The following is an 18,423-nucleotide window of genomic DNA, read 5'->3' on the forward strand; positions in this document are numbered from 1 at the left end:
GCGTGGTTTCAGCGACACCCTGCGGAGGCGATTCTTCGCGACAGGGTTAACCGTGTCTGACGGGAATTCAGAAGGCTTTGAAAGTCAGCGTCGTCAGCGACCGGACGATGCCGGGAATATTGGCGATGTTGTCGTTGATGAATTTGCCGATATCCTGGCCTTCCTCGATATAGACCTTCAACAGCAGGTCGTAATCGCCGCTGGTGGAATAGAGCTCCGAGACCAGCTCGGTCTGGTAGATGGCGTCGGCGACGTCATAGGTCTTGCCGGGGGCGCATTGGAGCTGGACGAAGATCGGCTTCATGGAAATTTCCTGCAAAGTTGTTTGGCTGATATAATGGTCGAAAGCCCCATGCCGATGCAAGCCGTTCCTCACCCGGCCGGGTCCGCGGCCGCTTCCGCGACGATCCAGTCGCGAAAGGCGGCAAGCGGCGCATAATCCGCGCGCTCGCTGGGAAAGGCGAGATAATAGCGCTCCCGGCTCTCCATCTCTTTGTCGACGGCTGCAACGAGATCGCCGCGCCTGAGCTCTTCCTGCATCAGGAATGTCGGCAACAGCGCGACGCCGAGGCCGGCGATCGCCGCTTGCGCAGCGGTCGCGAACTGATCGAAGAGCATGCCGTGCACGCGTTCGAAGGAGACACCGTTGCCGGCGAACCATTGCTCCCAGGCATCGGGGCGCGTCGTCAGATGCAGAAGCGGAACGGCAAGCAGATCCTCTGGCCGCGAAATCCGGTGCTGTTTCAGAAAATCAGCGCTGCAGGCCGGCACCGTGCGCTCCGACATCAGCAAGGTCAGTTCCGCGCCGGGCCAGTGCGGGTGGCCGAAGTGGATCGCGGCGTCGATCGAATCGAGCCGGAAGTCGAAGGGCGAAAGCCGGGTGGCCAGGTTGATGGTCACGCCGGGATTGGCGGCGAGAAAGCGCCCCAGGCGCGGCGCCAGCCAGCGCGTGCCAAAGGTCGGCAGGATGGCGAGATTGAGCGTGCCGCCATGCGGATTGGCGCGCAGGTTCAACGAGGCGCTCGAGATACGCCGCAGCGCCTCGCGAATCTCACGGGCATAGCTGTCGCCGGCGAGCGTCAGCCGCATGGTCTGGCGTTCGCGCAGGAAGAGCTCGACGCCAAGCTGCTCCTCCAGCGCGCTCACCTGGCGGCTGACGGCGCTCTGCGTCAGATCGAGTTCGCGTGCCGCCGCGGTCACGCTGCCCGTGCGGGCGACCGCCTCGAAGGCGGCAAGATGCGAAATCGACGGCAGAAAACGCCGTGAGGTAACCATGGTCATTCCGTTTCAGAATGAGCTATTTCCGAAATGTCGATATTTTCGCGTTCTTCGCGATTGTAAAGAGGTTCATCCTGCAAAAACGGAATGAGCCGGAGTTTTCCAAGATGCCGCACGCCTTCGTTTCCACAGACCGTATCCGATCGCTCTTCACCGAGGCGATGTCGCAGATGTACCGGACGGAGGTGCCGCAATATGGCACGCTGATCGAACTGGTGGCGGATGTGAATGGGGACTGCCTCGAAAGCCATCCGGATCTGCGCGAGCGGCTGGCCCGCGCCGGCGAGCTTGATCGCATCGATGTCGAGCGCCACGGCGCCATCCGGCTCGGTACGGCGGTCGAGCTTTTCACCATCCGCAGGCTGTTTGCCGTCATGGGCATGCAAGCGGTCGGTTATTACGATCTCTCGGTTGCCGGCGTGCCGGTTCACTCCACCTGCTTCCGGCCGATCGACGAGACGGCGCTCAACATCAATCCGTTCCGCGTCTTCACCTCGCTGCTGCGCCTGGAACTGATCGAGGACGAAGGTCTGCGTGGTGAAGCCGAGGCCATTCTGGCCAAGCGACGCATCTATACGCCGCGCGCCATCGCGCTGATCGAGCGTTATGAGCAGAATGGCGGTCTCACGGAAGCGGAAGCGACCGAATTCGTTGCCGAGGCGGTTGAAACCTTCCGCTGGCACGGCGAAGCCACCGTCAGCGCCGAAACCTACAAGCGCCTGCATGATGCGCATCGGCTGATCGCCGACGTCGTCAGCTTCAAGGGACCGCATATCAACCATCTGACGCCGCGCACGCTCGATATCGACGCGGTGCAGGCGCGCATGCCCGAACGCGGCATCACCCCCAAGGCTGTCATCGAGGGACCGCCGCGCCGCCAGTGCGACATCCTGCTGCGGCAGACGAGCTTCAAGGCGCTGGAGGAGGCGATCGTCTTCTCGGGTGACGAGGGTGCGGTAAAGGGGACCCATACCGCCCGCTTCGGCGAGATCGAACAGCGCGGTGTCGCGCTGACAGCGAAGGGACGGGCGCTCTACGACCGGCTGCTCGCCTCGGTTCGCGGCGAGGTGCAGGTCGGCGCCGGCGGCACCAAGGCCTGCGCCTACGACCAGGAACTGGCCGAGCGCTTCAAGGCTCTGCCGGACAGCTGGGATGAGCTGCGCAGGCAGGATCTCGCCTTCTTCCGTTATTCCGCCACGCCTGCCGGCATTGCCGCCGCGGTCGCCGAGACATTGCCGGGCGATCCCGAAGCGCTGATCGCCAAGGGCTACCTCACCTTCGCGCCGATCGTCTATGAAGACTTCCTGCCCGTCAGCGCGGCCGGCATCTTCCAGTCGAATCTCGGCACCGACCAGCAGCAGAATTATGCGACGCGCTCGAACCGCGACGCCTTCGAGACCGCACTCGGAGCGACCGTTCAGGACGAACTGGCGCTTTATGCGGAACGGCAGGCCGCATCGCTGGCTGCCGCGATGGAGGCGCTCGGGCTCGCGGGCCTGCAGCTGAGGACCGTTGCGTGAAATCGCCGCTTCAACACCTGTTCTTATGCGCTAGAGTATGCCGGTTTCAATCCGATCGGACCGTGCCATGCTGAATGATCCGCGCTCCCACGGCCTTTGGGAAAAGACCGCCGGCCAACCGCCGGCGACCTCGGCCCTCCGCGGCGCGGTATCGGCTGATGTCGTCATCGTCGGCGGCGGCTATACCGGCCTCTCCTCCGGCCTGCATCTTGCCGAGGCCGGGTCGAAGGTGATGCTCCTCGAGGCGAAAGAGATCGGCTTCGGCGGCGCGGGGCGCAATGTCGGCCTGATCAATGCCGGCATGTGGGTGATGCCCAATGACCTGCCCGGCGTGCTGGGCCGGGTTCATGGCGAACGCCTGCTCGAATTGCTCGGCAATGCGCCGAAGCTCGTCATGGAACTGATCGACAGACATGGAATCGCCTGCGAACTCGAACGCAACGGCACGCTGCACTGCGCCGTCGGCGCCGACGGGCTGAAGGAGATCGAGGAGCGGGCGTCGCAATGGGCAGCGCGCGGCGCGCCCGTCGTGCTGCTCGATGCGGCTGAGACGGCCAAGCGCACCGGCAGCGAGGCCTATGCCGGCTCACTGCTCGATCTGCGCGCCGGAACGCTGCAGCCGCTTGCCTATGCGCGCGGCCTGGCCCATGCCGCCGTCAAGGCGGGCGTCGCCATCCATACGTCAAGCCCCGTCGTCGCAACGGAGCGCCGCGGCAGCCGCTGGGCCGTGAAGACGGAAAACGGCGAGGTCAGCGCGGATTGGATCATCGTCGCGACAGACGCTTATAGCACCGGCCCCTTCGAGCAGGTGCGCAACGAGCAGGTCTATCTGCCCTATTTCAATTTCGCCACCGTGCCGCTCGGCCACAATCTGCGTCAGTCGATCCTGCCGGGGCGGGAAGGTGCATGGGACACCAAGGATATTCTGTCCTCCTTCCGCATGGATCAGGCTGGACGCCTCGTTTTCGGCAGCGTCGGCGCACTGCGCAACACCGGGCTTGCCGTGCATAAGGGCTGGGCTAAACGTGCCCTGAGGCGGCTCTTTCCCTTTATAGGCGACGTTGAATTCGAATGCGAATGGTATGGCCAGATCGGCATGACCGACAATGCACTGCCGCGCTTCCACAAATTCGCCCCCAATGTCATCGGCTTTTCGGGCTATAATGGCCGCGGCATAGCCCCTGGCACGGTCTTCGGCCGCACATTGGCCGACCATATTCTCGGCCGGCTTGCCGAGGCCGATCTGCCGCTGCCGCTGACCTCACCCATGGAACCGAGCTTTCGTGCGCTCAAGGAACTATGGTACGAAGCCGGCGCGCAGGTCGCCCATTTCGCCGATGCCCGCTTCTGAGAACCGAAGCGCTCCTGAGAACAATAAGATTGGAAACACGACAATGACCATCGCCGTCCTCGATCTCGCCACCGAAACCGCCAAGCTGCTTGCCGAACTCGGCGTCGATGCCGACCGCTATCAGGGCGGAACGCTGTCCGTCGCCTCGCCGGTCACCGGCAAGAAAATCGGCAGCCTCAAAGAACATTCCGTTTCCGAAACGAAAGCGGTGATCGAAGAGGCGCATAAGGCATTCCTCGAATGGCGTAACGTGCCGGCGCCGAAGCGCGGCGAGCTGATCCGTCTGCTCGGTGAGGAGCTGCGCAGCGCCAAGACGGCGCTCGGCCGCCTCGTCTCGATCGAAGTCGGCAAGATCACCTCCGAAGGCCTCGGCGAGGTTCAGGAGATGATCGACATCTGCGATTTCGCCGTCGGCCTGTCGCGCCAGCTCTATGGCCTGACGATCGCCACCGAACGCTCCGAACACCGGATGATGGAAAGCTGGCATCCGCTCGGCGCAATCGGCATCATCTCCGCCTTCAACTTCCCGGTCGCCGTCTGGTCGTGGAACGCGGCGCTGGCGATGGTCTGCGGCAATTCCACCGTCTGGAAGCCGTCGGAGAAGACGCCGTTGACCGCGCTTGCCGTGCAGACGCTGTTCGAAAAGGCCCTGAAGCGTTTCGTCGCCGAGGGCGGCAAGGCCCCCGCCAATCTGTCCACCTTGATCATCGGCGGTCGCGAGGTCGGCGAGGTGCTGGTCGACCACCCGAAGATCCCGCTCGTTTCCGCCACCGGCTCGACGGCCATGGGCCGCGCCGTCGGTCCGCGGCTGTCGCAGCGTTTTGCCCGCGCCATCCTCGAACTCGGCGGCAACAATGCAGCCATCGTCTGCCCGAGCGCCGATCTCGACCTGACGCTGCGGGGCGTCGCCTTCTCCGCCATGGGAACGGCCGGCCAGCGCTGCACGACGCTGCGCCGGCTCTTCGTCCATGAAAGCGTCTACGACCAGCTGGTGCCGCGCCTGCAGAAGGCCTACGGCTCCGTCACCATCGGCAATCCGCTTGAAACCGGCACGCTTGTCGGACCGCTGATCGACGGCAAGGCCTTCGAGAAGATGCAGGCAGCCCTTGGCGAGGCGGCATCGGCGGGCGGCAAGGTGACGGGCGGCGAACGCGTCGACAATGGTTCGGCCGATGCCTTCTACGTTCGCCCCGCACTAGTCGAAATGCCCAATCAGACCGGCCCGGTCGAGCACGAGACCTTCGCGCCGATTCTCTACGTGATGAAATACAGCGATTTCGACGCGGTGCTGGACTTGCACAACGCCGTGCCGCAGGGATTGTCGTCATCGATCTTTACCAACGACATGCGCGAGGCGGAAACCTTCGTCTCGGCGCGCGGCTCGGATTGCGGCATCGCCAACGTCAACCTCGGGCCTTCGGGCGCCGAGATCGGCGGCGCCTTCGGCGGCGAAAAGGAGACCGGCGGCGGGCGCGAGTCCGGCTCCGATGCCTGGAAGGCCTATATGCGCCGCGCCACCAACACGATCAATTACGGCAGCACGCTGCCGCTTGCGCAGGGCGTCAAGTTCGACGTCGAATAGGTGGTTGCCGGGAGGCGGCGCTTTTGGAGCGTCGCCTTCGTGATCTGAGGGTCAAGATATTTTGATGCCTCTTTTCCCGGCGGGAAACTTGAAATAGCTGGTCAAGAAAAATATACGCCTCTTACCCCGCCGGGTAACTTCGCCATGGAGGCCATCATGACTGTTGCTGTTAACCGCTTTCCCCACCTGTTGGCGCTCGCCGCTTCGCTTCTCACCGCCACGACGCTCGCAGGCAGCGCCATTGCGCAGGACGAAGGCCTCGTCGTCTACAATGCCCAGCATGAAAGTCTTGGTCGCGAATGGATCGATGCCTTCACCAAGGAGACCGGCATTAAGGTCACCATGCGCCAGGGCAGCGACATGCAGTTCGCCAACCAGATCATTCAGGAAGGCGATGCATCCCCGGCGGACGTTTTCCTGACCGAGAATTCGCCGGCCATGACGCTGGTCGATGGCGCGGGCCTCTTTGCCCCTGTCGAAAAGGAAACGCTGGATCAGGTCCCGGAGCAGTATCGTCCGGCCGACGGCATGTGGACCGGCATTGCCGCCCGTTCTACGGTCTTTGCCTATGACAAGACGAAACTGACCGAAGACAAGCTGCCGAAGTCGCTGCTCGACCTCGCCGATCCGGCCTGGAAAGGCCGCTGGGGTGCGGCACCCGCCGGCGCCGACTTCCAGGCTATCGTCGCCGCCCTGCTGCAGCTGAAGGGCGAAGACGCCACCAAGACATGGCTGAAGGCTCTCAAGGACAGTGCGACGCCCTACAAGGGCAACAGCGTCGCCATGAAGGCCGTCAATTCAGGTGAAGTCGAAGGCGCGGTCATCTATCACTACTACTGGTTCGGCGATCAGGCGAAGACCGGCGAGAACAGCAAGAATGTCGGCATGCACTACTTCAAGAATCAGGATCCCGGCGCTTTCGTCAGCGTGTCGGGCGGCGGCATCCTGAGGTCCACGCAGCACATGAAGGAAGCTCAGGCTTTCCTGAAATTCGTTACCGGCAAGGCCGGTCAGGCGATTCTTAAGGAAGGCACATCCTATGAATATGCCGTCGGCAAGGACACGCCGTCCAACGACAAACTCGTTCCGCTTGCCGATCTCAATGCTCCGAAGGTCGAAGCCTCGACGCTGGACAGCAAGAAGGTCGTCGAATTGATGACGGCCGCCGGCCTTATCTAACTTTCCTGCATGTCGTAATCGCGCGACATGCTTTGACCTTTCTGCCGCAGGCTCGCTGCGGCCAAAACTATTGCTTTTGGCTCAAGAAAACCTTAGGGCATGACGATATCCGGCAACCGCTTTTCAAAAGCGGTTGCCTTCCTTTTTCGGCGTGTGAAGGCATCGGCCTTGCTGCAGGACAACAGATCGCTCGTAGCCGGCAACGAAGTCCCGGTCGCGCCGAAGGCCGCGCAAATGCTGTTGCCGCGCCGGCGCCTGCCGCATTCTTCCGTGATGCTTCTCGCGACCATCATCGCGATCTTTAGTCTCGTGCCGCTCGGCTTCATCGGCTGGATAACTTACGATGTCGGCTGGCAGACGGTGAAAACGCTCGTCTTCCGGCCGCGTGTCGGCGAACTCCTCGTCAATACGGTTCTCCTGGAATCGGCCACCATTCCGCTGTCGATCGCGCTTGCCGTGACGCTGGCCTGGCTGACCGAGCGCACGGATATTCCGTTCGCCAGGCTCTGGGCTTGGCTGGCGATCGCGCCGCTCGCAGTGCCGGCTTTCGTGCACAGCTACGCCTGGGTCAGCCTCATTCCCGGCATGCGCGGCCTGCAGAGCGGCGTCTTCGTTTCGGTGATCGCCTACTATCCCTTCCTCTATCTGCCGGTTACCGCAGCGCTACGCCGTCTCGATCCGGCCATCGAGGATGCCGCGGCCTCACTTGGTCTCAATCCCTGGCGCGTCTTCTTCCGCACCGTGCTGCCGCAGTTGAGGTTTGCCATTTGCGGCGGCTCGTTGCTGATTGCGCTGCATCTGCTGTCGGAATACGGCCTGTTCGTCATGATACGCTTCGACACTTTCGCCACCGCGATCGTCGACCAGTTTCAATCCTCCTACAACAGCCCGGCCTCCAACATGCTCGGCGGCGTGCTCGTTGCCTGCTGTCTTTTCCTGCTTGGCCTCGAGGTGCTGCTGCGCGGCAATGAACGTTATGCCCGCGTCGGCTCCGGCTCGCCGCGTCCGGCCGATCGCCGGCGTCTCGGCTGGTTCGTGGTACCGGCCATCCTTTTGCCTGTCGCCGTGGCAGTGCTGACGCTTGGCGTGCCGTTGACGACGCTCGGCCGCTGGCTCTATCTCGGCGGCAGCGGGATCTGGCGCATCGAGGTCGGCAGCGCCTTCCTGCAGACCATGGCGCTCGCCCTTGCCGGCGGCGTGCTGGCGACGATTGCCGCGGCACCGATGGCCTGGCTCTCCGTCCGCGCGCCCGGCCGTTTCCAGCGTGTGCTCGAAGCCTGCCACTATTATGTCGGCTCGCTGCCCGGCGTCGTGGTGGCGCTCGCGCTGGTGACGATCACCGTACGCCTCGTGCTGCCGCTCTATCAGACCTTCGCAACACTGCTCGTCGCCTATGTGATGCTTTTCCTGCCGCGCGCCATGGTCGGCTTACGCGCCAGCATCGCCCAGGCACCGGTGGAGCTGGAGCGCGCCGCGATGGGTCTCGGCCGCACCCCCGCTCAGGCGGTGCGGCAAATCACCATGCGGCTTGCCGCACCGGGCGCCGCTGCCAGCATCGCCTTGACCGCACTTGGCATCACCAATGAACTCACGGCGACGCTGATGCTCTCGCCCAACGGCGTCGATACGCTTGCGACGAAATTCTGGTCGCTGACGAGCGAGATCGACTATGTCTCGGCCGCCCCTTACGCCGTCATGATGGTCGTGCTTTCGCTGCCCCTCACCCTGACGCTCTATGCCCAATCGAAACGGACCGCCGGCCAATGACGCTGCTTACGATCGAAAACATCAGCAAGCGCTATGGGCCCGTCCAGGCATTGAAGGATATTTCGCTTGACGTCCAGGCCGGCAGCCGCACCGCCGTCGTCGGGCCGTCCGGCTCGGGCAAAACGACGCTGCTGCGCATCATCGCCGGCTTCGAGCAGGCCGACGCCGGCAGAGTGACGCTGGACGGCGACGTGCTGGCCGATGGCCCGGCGGCGGTTCCGGCTCACAAGCGTGGCATCGGCATCGTCTCCCAGGATGGCGCGCTGTTTCCACACCTGAGCGTGGCCGAGAATATCGGCTTCGGCTTCGAACGGGGTGCTGCCGATCGTGACCGGCGCATCGCCGAGCTGCTCGATATGGTCGAGCTCGACCGAGGCATGCTGGCGCGGCGCCCGCATCAGCTTTCCGGCGGGCAGCAGCAGCGCGTGGCGCTCGCCCGCGCCCTTGGCCGCAAGCCGCGGCTGATGCTGCTCGACGAACCATTTTCGGCGCTCGATACCGGCTTGCGTGAAAACATGCGCAAGGCTGTCGCGCGTGTCCTGCAGGCGGCCGGCATTACCGCCGTTCTCGTGACGCACGATCAGGAAGAGGCGTTGAGCTTTGCCGATCAGGTCGCGGTCCTGAGGGAAGGGCAGCTGATCCAGGCGGGATCGCCGCAATCCCTGTACCTGCATCCGAGGGATCGTGAGACGGCGCTGTTCCTCGGCGATGCCGTGCTGCTCCCGGCGATCATCCGCAACGGCCTTGCCGACTGTGCGCTCGGCCATGTCGCGGTCGAAGGCGACCGCCAGGGCAAGGCGGAAATCATGCTGCGGCCCGAGCAGATCCGCGTCGTTGCCGATGAAAGCGATCGCGACTACGGCGGACGGGTCGTCGAGGTGGAATTCGGCGGCGCGGTCTGTACCGTCGCCGTCTCGCTCGATGGCGTTGCCCTGCCGCCGATCCGGATCAAGACCTCGAGCGTCGCCCTTCCCTCGCCAGGCGATCTCGTTCGCCTGGATATATCAGGCAAGGCGCACGTCTTCGAGCGCTGAGCAATAGAGCCTGCGCCTCCTACCGGACACGCGGGCTCTATGCTTTTTTGTTTGCGCATGATCCTTTTCGGAAATCGATTTCCGGGGTCATGCGCTAGCCGACTCTGCGCACCAGCTCTTGCGGCTCGATGCCCTCAAGCCAGCCGCCGGTAAAGCCGGCGCGCTCGAGCCCGAGGCGGATGACCGGCGATTGCCGCATCAGCTTCCAGATGAAATCGGAACGCTCGTTTTCGACGGTCATGACGACAAGGCCCTGATCGATGCCGACGGTGCGGTCGTCGACCCAGCCCTCCGGCCGCTTGGTTTGCACGGTCGGATTGAAGCCGCCGGGGAAGCCGCCTTCCAGCAGCAGGTTTGGATAGGTGGTCAGTAGCGCCTTGGTGCCGTCGAGAGCCGCCTGCCGGTCGTAAGGCAGACAGGCAAGGGCGGCCCAGGGGGCGATCGTGCCGTCATCGGGCCCAAGCGGGGCGCCACGGGCAGCATAACCCAAAACCTTCGGCTGCCGACCGCCGCGCATGCGCCGGGTCGGCGGCGGGCCGTCACAGGCCGTGAAGCCCCAGACATTCCTGTTGTAACCGACGAAACCACCGGGATTGCGCTCGGCATAGTCGCGCTGCATGTTGATGACGACCTGGGTATTGCGGAAGTAATCCCAGTTACGCTCCGCCATCGGCCTGTCCTGGATGCCGCGGAAATCGATCCAGGCATGCGAGAAGAGATGAATGAACAGCGGGCCGGCATAGAGATACGGCTGGTCACCAAACATCATCCAGGAATAGCTCGATGTGAAGGCGTCGTAGCTCGACTGCGGGATGGGATGCGTCGGCGAGGCGAGCGCCAGCGCATAAAGGATGATTGCCTCGTCGAAGCCGTGATAACGCCAGCGCAGGAAACCAGATGAGGGCTTCCAGCCCATGGAAATGGTATCGCCCTTGTTCAGTGCCCAGCGCCAGTCGACGCGCTCGTAGATGAAGGTGGCGAGTTCGCGGATTTCCGTCTCCGTCTCGTCGTCTTCGCGATCGAAGTATTGCGCCGATGTCAGGATGCCGGCGATAAGCAGGGCGGTGTCGATGGTGGAAAGTTCGCTGTTCCAGGCGCGATTGCCGCTATCCATGTGCAGAAAGTGGTAGAAGAAGCCGCGGTGGCCGGTCGCATGCCGCTCCTCGCCCTGGCGCGCCTCGGCGAAGAAACGCAACGTATTGACGGTGCGCTCGGCAGCTTCCTTCCGGGTGATCCAGCAACGCTCGACAGCAACGGGATAGGAGGAAAGGGCAAAGCCGACAGCCGCAATGCTCGCCGGCACCCCGCCGATCGAGGTATCGGCCACCAGGCCATTTTCGGGATTGGAATATTTCAGGAAGTACTTGAAAGCCGAATGCTGCAACCTGTCGATGAGGGCTGCATCAATGTCTTCAATCCGTTGCAGCATAGGCTCCTACCCGACTGTTGCATCGCCCCATGCTTGAACATGGCGGCCGTCCCCCCGGCAAATCAAACCTTTTTGATTCGCAAGGATAAGAGAACACAAACAGAGGCGATTGGTCGTTAACAATTATCGGTGAAATGATATCTAGCATAAGTCATATAAGCGGTGCAGCAAAACGGCAGCCAGGTGCCGCCCCGGCACAGCTTATGTCCGGCACTACTTGCTGCCTTCCAGCCGCTCTGTGAGGCCGCCCGCTTATCGTCCGACTGCATAGGCCTGCATGAGGCGCGGGGTGGCTGCGGCGCGCATCAGCCCATCGGCATCGCGTCGTGCGGCGGTCAACCGGCCGATCGTCCAGGCGTCGGTGATCGTCAGCTTGTGGCGCTTCCGGGCGAGAGCGTCGAGCACATCAGGACCGAAATTCGCTTCCGCCATCAGGCTGCCGGGTTCGCGGCTGCGCGGATAGAAGGAGCTCGGAAAATGAGCGGTATGAAAGAGCGGCTGATCGATTGCCGCCTGCAGGTTCAGCTTGTGATGGACATGCCGCAGGAAGAAGGAAAGCTGCCATTGCTCCTGCTGATCGCCGCCCGGCGTGCCGAAGGCAAGCGTCGGACGGCCTTCATAAAGGCCGAGGGAAGGCGTCAGCGTCGTGCGCGGCCGTTTTCCCGGAACAAGCGAGGTCGGCAGGCCTGGTTTCAGCCAGAACATCTGCGCGCGCGAATTGAGGCAGAAGCCGAGACCGGGCACGGTTGGCGAAGACTGCAACCAGCCGCCGGACGGCGTGACGGAGACCAAGTTGCCGTCACGATCGATCACGTCGATATGCACGGTATCGCCCCGCTTTTCGGACAGATGCGCCATGGTCGGCTCGTAGACGGCGCCGGTCTTGGACTCGGCACCGAGCATCTTCATCGTCAGAGCATGCTGCGCTTCAAAACCCGGAATGATGCCGGGGCGAAGATCGAAGGAGGCATCCGCGCCGACGAGTTTGCGGCGTTCGGCAGCGTAGCTCTCCGACAGCAGATGCGCGACGGGGATCTCGGAAAAACTGGGATCGCCGTAATAGACCTCGCGGTCGGCAAAGGCGAGCTTCATCGCCTCGACGACGGTATGAACGAAATCGGCGCCATCCGGCCGCATCGCGGCGAGGTCGAAACCCTTCAGGATCGACAGGGTCTGCAGGAAGACAGGCCCCTGACCCCACGGCCCGGTTTTGGCGATGGTCCAGCCGTGATAATCATAGGTCAGCGGCTCCTCGATGGTCGCCGACCAGTTGGCCATGTCGCCTGCGGTCAGCACGCCCTTGTGGCGGTTGCCGCTTGCATCCATCACTTCTGCGGTCTTCAGATAGGTGTCGATCCTTTCGGCAATGAAGCCGCGATAGAAGGCGTCGCGGGCCGCCTGCACCTGAGCTTCCCGCCCGCTTTTTGCCTCGGCTTCGGCAATCACGCGCTTCCAGGTTTCGGCCAGCGCCGGATTGCGGAAATTCGCATGCGCTTCGGGAACGCTGCCATCAGGTAGCCACGTTTCGTGGGAGGTGGGCCATTCCTTTTCGAAAAAGGCCGCAAGCCCCTTGATGGTCGCCGAGACGCGGGGCAGCAGGGGATGGCCGTGCTCGGCATAAAAGATCGCCGGCTCCAGCACCTCGCGCACGCTCATCGTGCCGTAGTCGCGCAGCATCAGCATCCAACCGTCGAAGGCGCCGGGAATGACCGTCGCCAGCAGACCGTCGCCCGGGATGAGCGTCAGGCCTTCCCCCGTATAATGCTCGATCGTCGCGCCGGCGGGTGCGGGCCCTTGCGCTGAGATGACCTCGACCTTGTCCTTCTTCTTCGAATAAATCACCGCCGGCAGGTCGCCGCCGGGACCGCAGAGGTGCGGCTCGACGATCTGCAGCACGAAGCCGGTTGCCACTGCGGCATCGAAAGCATTGCCGCCTTTTTCGAGAATGCTCATGCCGACCGCAGAGCCGATCCAGTGAGTCGAGGTGACGACGCCGAAAGTGCCGAGAATTTCAGGACGGGTGGTAAATCCGGTCATGCCGAACATCCTTTTTGTCCGAACCATATCGTTCGGATCGATGGAGCCTCAAACGCGATGCGAACGCGCGGAGAAGAAGACCTGCGGCTCGAAGCCAAAATTCTTGTCGAAGGGGTAGGTCGGACGCTCCTTGCGCCGCCGCGGCAGGCGCTCGACGAACTGATCGACCACGCCCTCCGACAACGCCATCAGGTTGGGATTGGCGATCGGCGCCAGTTCCGGCGAGAGATAGCCCGATTTGACGACGATGATCCTGGCTGCGTGCGGATCGAGACCGAGCCGGGTGAAATCGGCGATATTGTGGTAGGGCCGCCGCTTGGCCGACAGCACGAGATCGATGCCAGGAATCGAAACGACCGCCTGCCGATCCGAGGGGTCATGCGTCTCGTGCAGAAATTTGATGGTGAAGCGGGCATGGACCGGCGTGCTGCCCTTGCTATCGAGCGAGGCGCCGACGCTCAAGGCAAGCTCCGCACCGAGACCCGCGGCATAACAGGCTTCGGTCGCCGCTCTGTCGGCGATGCCGGCAAAGACGACACCGTCAGCACCTTTGGCGATCAGCTCGGCCAAGACATCGGCCCGGTCGCCGACGCCGCCGCCGGTCGGGTTGTCACCGGATTCGGCGAGCACGACAGGAGCGGTCGGGCTGGTGATCGCTTTGGCAACGCATTCCTCGACTGAACCTGTCTCGCAGCCGAAGACGAAGTCTTCGCGGGCATCCCAATAGGCCTTGGCGAGACGCCTCGCCTCGCGCTCCAGCACGGCAGGGTCGGTGCCGGTCATGATAGCGGCGGCCGTGGCGCGCGGTTCGTCGGCCCAGACGTAACCGACCATCAGCGATGCGTCCCAGACGCCATCCATCACATCGATCTCGGGCAGCCTGGCATAGAGGCTCTTAGCCGGCTCATCCACCGTGCTGGTGCGTTCTCCGGGCAGGACGACCGGGATCGGCGCCCAGAGAACGAACGGCCTTGTGCCGGTTTTCAAGCTCTCGACCAGCATCGAGACCGAGCGGCGCATCGTCTCCTCGACATCGATATGCGGGGCGGTGCGATAGGTGGAGTAGATGTCGAGCGCATCGATGATGCGTTGGGTGACGTTCCCGTGCAGGTCGTAGCTTGCCGCGACGGTGCATGCCTCGCCGACGAGCGCGCGGGCCGCACTGATCCAGTCGCCTTCGGCATCCTCCATCCCCTTGACATACATGGCGCCGTGCATGGCGAGGTAGAGACCGTCGAGCGGCAGCAGCGGCTTCAGCCGCTCGAGAAATTCGCTCTTGAAGCCCTCATAAGTGGCACGCGAAACCGGCCCGCCGGCAATGGCGCGGGCATGGATCGTCGGCAGGAACTCGGCATCGTAGTCCTTCAGAAAGCCGAAATAGGGCGATTCCAGCAGACCCTCCCCGCGCAACACCCGAAAATCCTTCTCCTCGTTCAGAACGGGATTGTATGTGCTGCACTCGATATGAATGCCACCGACGGCGATGCGCATGGGAAACCTCGGTTGAAATTGGGAGCAGTCAGGGAAGATATGGGCGACGATGAGCTGAACACGGGGGCGGCATCAATCCGCATGCCCCAACCGATCCTGATGATAGTTCGCGAAACGAGCCAATCAACCGCAATAAATAACAAATTTGCTCCGGGCCGGTCCCTTAGATCAATGATCCGGAATCCCGTAATGCATGACTTGCGATGAGCGCCTTGGAAACTGATTTGCTCAAACGAGCGACGTTCGCCTAGCAGTCGCAAAGCAATTGCAAAGCCGGCGTCAAGCGTGTGAGGTCGTTCCTGCCGGCGCTGGCGATTAAGACCGCCGTCCGCTGCTGGCGAAAAAACCGCCGCAGTCCCCGAGAATCGCATTGGAGGGAGCCTGGTATTGGATCAAGTCCAGATGGCGGAGAGGGTGGGATTTGAACCCACGATACCCTTGCAGGTATGCCGCATTTCGAGTGCGGTGCATTCGACCACTCTGCCACCTCTCCGCGGTCTTGGTCGGCGCTTGTTCGGCGCGGGCGTTCTCATAACGGGCGGACGACAGGTTGGCAAGCCGAAATCTCAAGCTTTTCCATCCTTTTGCCTTGACACCTTTCCGTCACTCGCGTATCCCGCATTCGCAATAGGAGTGGAGTAGTCCGCCCCTTGCCCGCCTCGCGCTCGCGCGGGGTTTCACCGGCAGACCAGAGTTCCGGGCTAGTTCCCTGAAATCCCTGCTTAACTTCGACTGATAAAAAGACGGCCACCTGCTGCTTGCGGGGAGCGCCGGAACGAACATGAAAGGACAAAAAATGTTCGCAGTCATCAAGACCGGCGGTAAGCAGTACCGTGTGGCAGCCAACGACGTGCTGACCATCGAGAAGCTTGAAGCATCCGCTGGCGACTCCATTGAATTCACCGAAGTCCTCGTGATCGGCGAAGGCGCCGACGCGGCGATCGGTGCGCCCTTCGTAGCCGGCGCCTCCGTCAAGGCGGAAGTCGTCGACCAGACCCGCGGCAAGAAGGTCATCGCCTTCAAGAAGCGTCGTCGCCAGAATTCGAAGCGTTCGCGCGGCCATCGCCAGCATCACACGGTCGTCCGTATCACGGACATCGTGGCTGCCAAGTAAGATCAACGGGTTTCAGGTTTAAAGGAGAACTCCAATGGCACATAAAAAAGCTGGCGGTTCCTCGCGCAACGGTCGCGATTCCGAATCCAAGCGCCTTGGCGTGAAGAAGTTCGGCGGCGAAGCCGTCATCGCAGGCAACATCATCGTGCGTCAGCGCGGTACGCAGTGGCATCCCGGTTCCAACGTCGGCCTCGGCAAGGATCATACGATCTTTGCACTTACCGCCGGCAATGTGGACTACCGAACGAAGGCCAACGGTCGCGTCTACGTGTCTGTCATGCCGAAAGCGGAAGCAGCGGAATAAGCCGGTAGCGCTCAAAAACAGCCGGCGTCTCATCGACCCGGCTGGCCGTACCAGGTTCAGTCCAGAAAACAGGGGAGATGGGGCGCCATCTCCCCTTTTTCTTTGTCCAAACAGGAGGACTGAACATGCAAGGCGAATTGATAAGGGTAGACCAATCACGGTCTTCCCGGGAAGACCAGCGGTCTTCCAAGGAGCGGCTGAGGCCGGAGCGGTTAAGGACCGATTGCCCTGTCTTGTTATCGGAAAGGCTCGTCATGCGCGCGCCCCACGAAGAAGACATCGACGCCCTTGCCCATCTCGCCAACAACGCCAAAGTCGCCACCATGGTATCGCGTATGCCGCACCCCTATACCGCCAATGATGCCGCCGACTTTGTTTGGCGTTCGCGAAATGGCGAGATTGGCAAGTGCGTCTATGCCATCACCAAAGCCGAAAACGGCGCCTTCATGGGGTGCTGCGGCGTCGAACCGCATAGCGACGGCAAGACCGTCGAGATCGGTTACTGGCTGGGTGAGCCCTATTGGAACCAGGGCTATACGACCGAGGCCTGCCATGCCCTGGTCGATATGGTATTCAGAACCCGTCAGGACGTCGATCAGATCGACGCCCGCTGCCGGGTGATGAACGTCGCCTCGCGGCGCGTCATCCAGAAGTGCGGCTTCCAGTTCCAGGGATCGGGGCTTGCCGCCTCGCTGGCGCTCGGCAGCAACGTGCCGGTGGAATGGTACAGGCTCGATCGCAAGACCTGGATGTCGCTCCGAAGCTGGGGGAACATCGCATGAGCACGTCGGCACTGCAAAGGCCGGATATCAAGTCGATGATGCCCGGTCCCGCGCCTGTTATCTCGACCGCCCGGCTGACGCTCCGCCCGCACAGGCTGAGCGACGCGCCTGCCATCGCGGAATCGCTTTCCGATTTCGCGGTGACGCGCATGCTCTCCCGCGTGCCCGCGCCCTTCGATCGGCAGGATGCGCTGGACTGGCTGGTGCCGGTCACCTCTGGCGCCCTGCCGGACTGGCCGCTTGCGATCACCTGCAAGGACGATGTCCATATCGGCAACGTCTCGATCGAGCTGCGCCACGGCCGCTGGCACCTCGGCTACTGGCTAAACCGCTACTACTGGCGGCGCGGCTATATGAGCGAGGCGGTGGCGGCGATCATCGAGCGCTTCTCGCGCCGCATGCCGGAGACGCCTGTTCATTCCGGTGTCTTCGCCGACAACCCGGCTTCGCTGCGGCTGCAGGAGAAGCTCGGGTTCCGCATGACGGGTTGCGGCGAAATCTATTGTTTCGCCCGCAACACCATGGTCTCGCATATCGAGACCGTGCTGCAGCCGGGCGCGCTGCAGCCGCGCAAGGTCGCATAACCGAGGATGATGCCAAAAACGGTGAGCGGTTTTCGGACAACGTCGTGCTCTCATAGACAAGAGGAGACGCCGCCGGCTCGGCGGCGTCTCCGTCAATCGCCGATCTCGACCCAAACGGGAAAGTGATCGGAACCGACGGACTGCGTGTCGATCCGGGCGGATTTCAACCGGCCCTCCAGGCCGCAACTGACGAAACAATAATCGAGATGCATGCGTTTGCCGTGATCCTCGGGATCCATCCAGCTGTAGCTCTCAGGGACGTAAGCCTTGAGCGCCGCAAAGGCATCGACCGGCGTGCCGATTCTGGCGACACGGCCGTAATATCCGCCGCCGGCACCGGCAAGCGCACAATATTCGGACGATTCGGGCTCCATATTGAAATCGCCCATGATGATATAATCCTCCGGCAGCGGCGGCTCCGGCAGGTCAAGCTCGCTTCCCCCCGTCAGCGATCCGCCCTCCTGGACGAAGGCGTTGATGCGCGCATTCAAGAAATGCAATTGGCGAATGCGCTCGTCGGCGGAGACATGGTCGAGATGAACGGAGTAGAGACGGACCGCTTCCCTGGGCGCGGCGATCAGCGCCTCGGTTGCGCCCCGCTGCAGGTTGATCTTGCCGATCGTCCGACTGCGCGGCAGCAGCAGCGTTCGCGTCGAGAGGATCGGCCAGCGCGACAGCACCATGTTGCCGAACTGGAATCGGGTGCCGCGCGGCCGCAGCCCGCTTTCATCACCCTCGACATGCGTGTCGCAGGCCGGCCCATACACCCAGAAATAGTCGGGAAACAAGGCAGCAATGTCGGCCACCATGTCGGCAAAACCATTGCGCCAGAAGCCGCGGGTTACCTCCTGGAGCGCGATGACATCGGCGCCTTCGAGGCTGGCGGCAATCCGCGCCAGATCGTATCGGCCGTCGAGACCGAAGCCGTACTGTATGTTATAGCTCACGAAATTCACGATAATCTTTGACCT

The 18,423-nt window shown here is 62.7% G+C and carries 16 protein-coding genes and 1 tRNA gene; 10 read left to right on the forward strand and 7 right to left on the reverse strand.

The window, feature by feature from the left end; all coding sequences use genetic code 11:
• Positions 1-67: 67 nt before the first annotated feature.
• Positions 68-304, reverse strand: a complete 237-nt coding sequence (locus GA0061105_RS26560; protein WP_003543721.1) for an Lrp/AsnC ligand binding domain-containing protein — start codon at positions 302-304, stop codon at positions 68-70.
• A 68-nt stretch (positions 305-372) separates the two neighbouring features.
• Positions 373-1,281, reverse strand: a complete 909-nt coding sequence (locus GA0061105_RS26565) for a LysR family transcriptional regulator (RefSeq protein WP_092753826.1) — start codon at positions 1,279-1,281, stop codon at positions 373-375.
• A gap of 104 nt (positions 1,282-1,385) precedes the next feature.
• On the opposite strand from GA0061105_RS26565, the gene hglS reads away from it, so the two are divergent.
• The 6 genes from hglS to GA0061105_RS26595 all read left to right on the forward strand — a co-directional run bounded on the left by hglS (position 1,386) and on the right by GA0061105_RS26595 (position 9,711).
• Complete coding sequence (hglS, locus tag GA0061105_RS26570; protein WP_092753888.1) at positions 1,386-2,798, forward strand: 2-oxoadipate dioxygenase/decarboxylase HglS; 1,413 nt, start codon at positions 1,386-1,388, stop codon at positions 2,796-2,798.
• A 67-nt stretch (positions 2,799-2,865) separates the two neighbouring features.
• Entirely contained in the window at positions 2,866-4,149 is a 1,284-nt protein-coding gene (locus GA0061105_RS26575; RefSeq protein WP_092753890.1) for an NAD(P)/FAD-dependent oxidoreductase, read from the forward strand.
• Between the two features lie 43 nt (positions 4,150-4,192).
• A complete protein-coding gene (amaB, locus tag GA0061105_RS26580; protein ID WP_092753828.1) occupies positions 4,193-5,731 on the forward strand; it encodes an L-piperidine-6-carboxylate dehydrogenase in 1,539 nt (512 codons plus the stop codon).
• A 156-nt stretch (positions 5,732-5,887) separates the two neighbouring features.
• Positions 5,888-6,910, forward strand: coding sequence for an iron ABC transporter substrate-binding protein (locus GA0061105_RS26585; protein WP_092753892.1), 1,023 nt, complete (start codon positions 5,888-5,890; stop codon positions 6,908-6,910).
• A 99-nt stretch (positions 6,911-7,009) separates the two neighbouring features.
• Complete coding sequence (locus tag GA0061105_RS26590; RefSeq protein WP_092753830.1) at positions 7,010-8,677, forward strand: ABC transporter permease; 1,668 nt, start codon at positions 7,010-7,012, stop codon at positions 8,675-8,677.
• Entirely contained in the window at positions 8,674-9,711 is a 1,038-nt protein-coding gene (locus tag GA0061105_RS26595) for an ABC transporter ATP-binding protein (protein WP_092753832.1), read from the forward strand. The genes GA0061105_RS26590 and GA0061105_RS26595 overlap by 4 nt, the downstream gene beginning before the upstream one ends.
• 94 nt (positions 9,712-9,805) lie before the next feature.
• Here GA0061105_RS26595 and GA0061105_RS26600 read toward each other — a convergent pair whose 3' ends face one another.
• From GA0061105_RS26600 to GA0061105_RS26615, 4 genes are all read right to left on the reverse strand, one after another.
• Complete coding sequence (locus tag GA0061105_RS26600) at positions 9,806-11,140, reverse strand: glucoamylase family protein (RefSeq protein WP_092753834.1); 1,335 nt, start codon at positions 11,138-11,140, stop codon at positions 9,806-9,808.
• 252 nt (positions 11,141-11,392) lie between these two features.
• Positions 11,393-13,177, reverse strand: coding sequence for a gamma-glutamyltransferase family protein (locus tag GA0061105_RS26605; protein ID WP_092753894.1), 1,785 nt, complete (start codon positions 13,175-13,177; stop codon positions 11,393-11,395).
• Positions 13,178-13,225: 48 nt separating this feature from the next.
• Positions 13,226-14,668 (reverse strand): M81 family metallopeptidase, encoded by a 1,443-nt coding sequence (locus tag GA0061105_RS26610; protein WP_092753836.1) that lies wholly within the window; start codon positions 14,666-14,668, stop codon positions 13,226-13,228.
• Between the two features lie 403 nt (positions 14,669-15,071).
• Positions 15,072-15,161, reverse strand: a tRNA-Ser gene (locus GA0061105_RS26615).
• 303 nt (positions 15,162-15,464) lie between these two features.
• On the opposite strand from GA0061105_RS26615, the gene rplU reads away from it, so the two are divergent.
• The 4 genes from rplU to GA0061105_RS26635 all read left to right on the forward strand — a co-directional run bounded on the left by rplU (position 15,465) and on the right by GA0061105_RS26635 (position 17,452).
• Positions 15,465-15,782, forward strand: coding sequence for a 50S ribosomal protein L21 (gene rplU, locus GA0061105_RS26620; protein WP_007824851.1), 318 nt, complete (start codon positions 15,465-15,467; stop codon positions 15,780-15,782).
• Positions 15,783-15,816: 34 nt separating this feature from the next.
• A complete protein-coding gene (rpmA, locus tag GA0061105_RS26625) occupies positions 15,817-16,086 on the forward strand; it encodes a 50S ribosomal protein L27 (RefSeq protein ID WP_004676172.1) in 270 nt (89 codons plus the stop codon).
• Positions 16,087-16,211: 125 nt separating this feature from the next.
• Entirely contained in the window at positions 16,212-16,868 is a 657-nt protein-coding gene (locus tag GA0061105_RS26630) for a GNAT family N-acetyltransferase (protein ID WP_011427247.1), read from the forward strand.
• Positions 16,865-17,452 (forward strand): GNAT family N-acetyltransferase, encoded by a 588-nt coding sequence (locus GA0061105_RS26635; protein ID WP_092753838.1) that lies wholly within the window; start codon positions 16,865-16,867, stop codon positions 17,450-17,452. The genes GA0061105_RS26630 and GA0061105_RS26635 overlap by 4 nt, the downstream gene beginning before the upstream one ends.
• Positions 17,453-17,544: 92 nt before the next feature.
• On the opposite strand, the gene GA0061105_RS26640 is transcribed toward GA0061105_RS26635, so the two are convergent.
• On the reverse strand, positions 17,545-18,408 hold the full coding sequence (locus tag GA0061105_RS26640; protein WP_092753840.1) for an endonuclease/exonuclease/phosphatase family protein: 864 nt from the start codon (positions 18,406-18,408) through the stop codon (positions 17,545-17,547).
• Between the last annotated feature and the right edge of the window lie 15 nt (positions 18,409-18,423).

This window comes from Rhizobium aethiopicum (genome assembly GCF_900094625.1).
Classification (GTDB): Bacteria; Pseudomonadota; Alphaproteobacteria; order Rhizobiales; family Rhizobiaceae; genus Rhizobium; species Rhizobium aethiopicum.